The organism is Pseudoalteromonas sp. NZS71 (assembly GCF_015864715.1).
Classification (GTDB): Bacteria; Pseudomonadota; Gammaproteobacteria; order Enterobacterales; family Alteromonadaceae; genus Pseudoalteromonas; species Pseudoalteromonas arctica.
In genome coordinates this window covers 1-1433 of sequence record NZ_JADYWS010000070.1, presented here as the reverse complement: position 1 = coordinate 1433, position 1433 = coordinate 1, and the positions used below count along the sequence as shown (strand labels likewise).

Annotated in this window: 3 tRNA genes; 2 read left to right on the top strand and 1 reads right to left on the bottom strand. The window is 38.6% G+C overall.

The features are described 5' to 3' along the window. Positions 1–76 (bottom strand) — tRNA-Val (locus tag I6E85_RS20745). 1170 nt (positions 77–1246) lie between these two features. Between I6E85_RS20745 and I6E85_RS20740 the strand changes: the two genes are divergently transcribed. Further along, positions 1247–1322, top strand: a tRNA-Ala gene (locus I6E85_RS20740). A gap of 37 nt (positions 1323–1359) precedes the next feature. Further along, positions 1360–1432 (top strand) — tRNA-Glu (locus I6E85_RS20735). Position 1433: the final 1 nt, after the last annotated feature.

The window sequence follows — 1433 nt, the reverse complement described above, 5'->3', positions numbered from 1 at the left end:
TGGTGGGTGATACTGGACTTGAACCAGTGACCCTCGCCTTGTAAGGGCGATGCTCTCCCAACTGAGCTAATCACCCACATCTAAACAACATTGCATTGCTGCGTTGTTGTGGGGCGCTATTATAGATAGAGTTGGAAATGTGTCAACACTTGAATGATAAAAATGTGCTGAATGAAGGTTTTATAAACAATAGGATATGGTTGAAGTCTATTTTATCATCAAATTTGATATTGCAGTTCAATTAAGCACCTAATAAGCTCCTAAAAGTGAGTAGGGAATTGTATTTTATTAATCTTAAATTTAGCTTCACGATACTTATTGTTTTTTTTTACTGGAGTCGTTTTTATGATTATGAGCAAGATGGATTAATATTAGGGCGAGTTATTTAGTGAATAGAGCGGTCCTTTAAAAATGAATTTAATCTAAACTTCCCAAAACAAATGCTATTTTCAGCATTCTAAACTCTATTTTTGTACTTACTTTATTTTTATAAGCCAACCTAGCCAAATCGTAAATACTCATACTTCACTAATAGCCTTCGGATTAAGACTAAATAGATCACATATAACTAGTGTGTGTTGACCTTTGTGGATTGAACCCAAAGGGCAGCGCATGTTTGGACTTTATGCGGCGTTATCGCCTATTCATGGGTAATAACCACACTACATAGGCTCTGCCTTGCCTAAAAACCAAACATACTGCTGCAAATTCACCCACCAAAGATCAACACGCCCTGAAGTTTTGTACATAGCATTACGAAGCTACAATGCTCTTTAAAAAATGTTCTTCAAACAATAATCGAGTTTTTTAGTACGAGTTACGCTGGTTATTAAGCAAGTAAAGGCAGTGGGCACTCTCAAATCCACATTTAAGTTTTGGTTATTATAAGCAATTGTAACTTTTAAAAGATTAAGGCGATTGGCGGGGCCTTAATTGGTAGTTTTTAGATAAGTTCAATTTGCATATAAATGTATACCTTTGCTTTGATGCAATTTTGTTGCATTAAATAGGGGAGTAGGGTGTTGTTAAGTATTCGCTGCGATATAGTGATGTTATTATAAGCAGTAGGGCTAGAATCTTATTCAAATTGTATTTTTTAGCACGCTTGATAGCCAGTTTGTTGAAAATTAAACCATTTAAATAAAGCTAGGTAAAAAACTGTTGACTTTATTTTGGGTGGTGCATAGAATGCGCCCCGCACTAAGCGATACACGATGTGTTTATCACGACGGGTATTGATTAAGTTGGGGCCATAGCTCAGCTGGGAGAGCGCTTCGCTGGCAGTGAAGAGGTCTGCGGTTCGATCCCGCATGGCTCCACCAAAAATTAGTGTTTTGTCCTAGGGTAGCAGTTTTCTGTGTCCCCATCGTCTAGAGGCCTAGGACACCGCCCTTTCACGGCGGTAACAGGGGTTCGAATCCCCTTGGGGACGC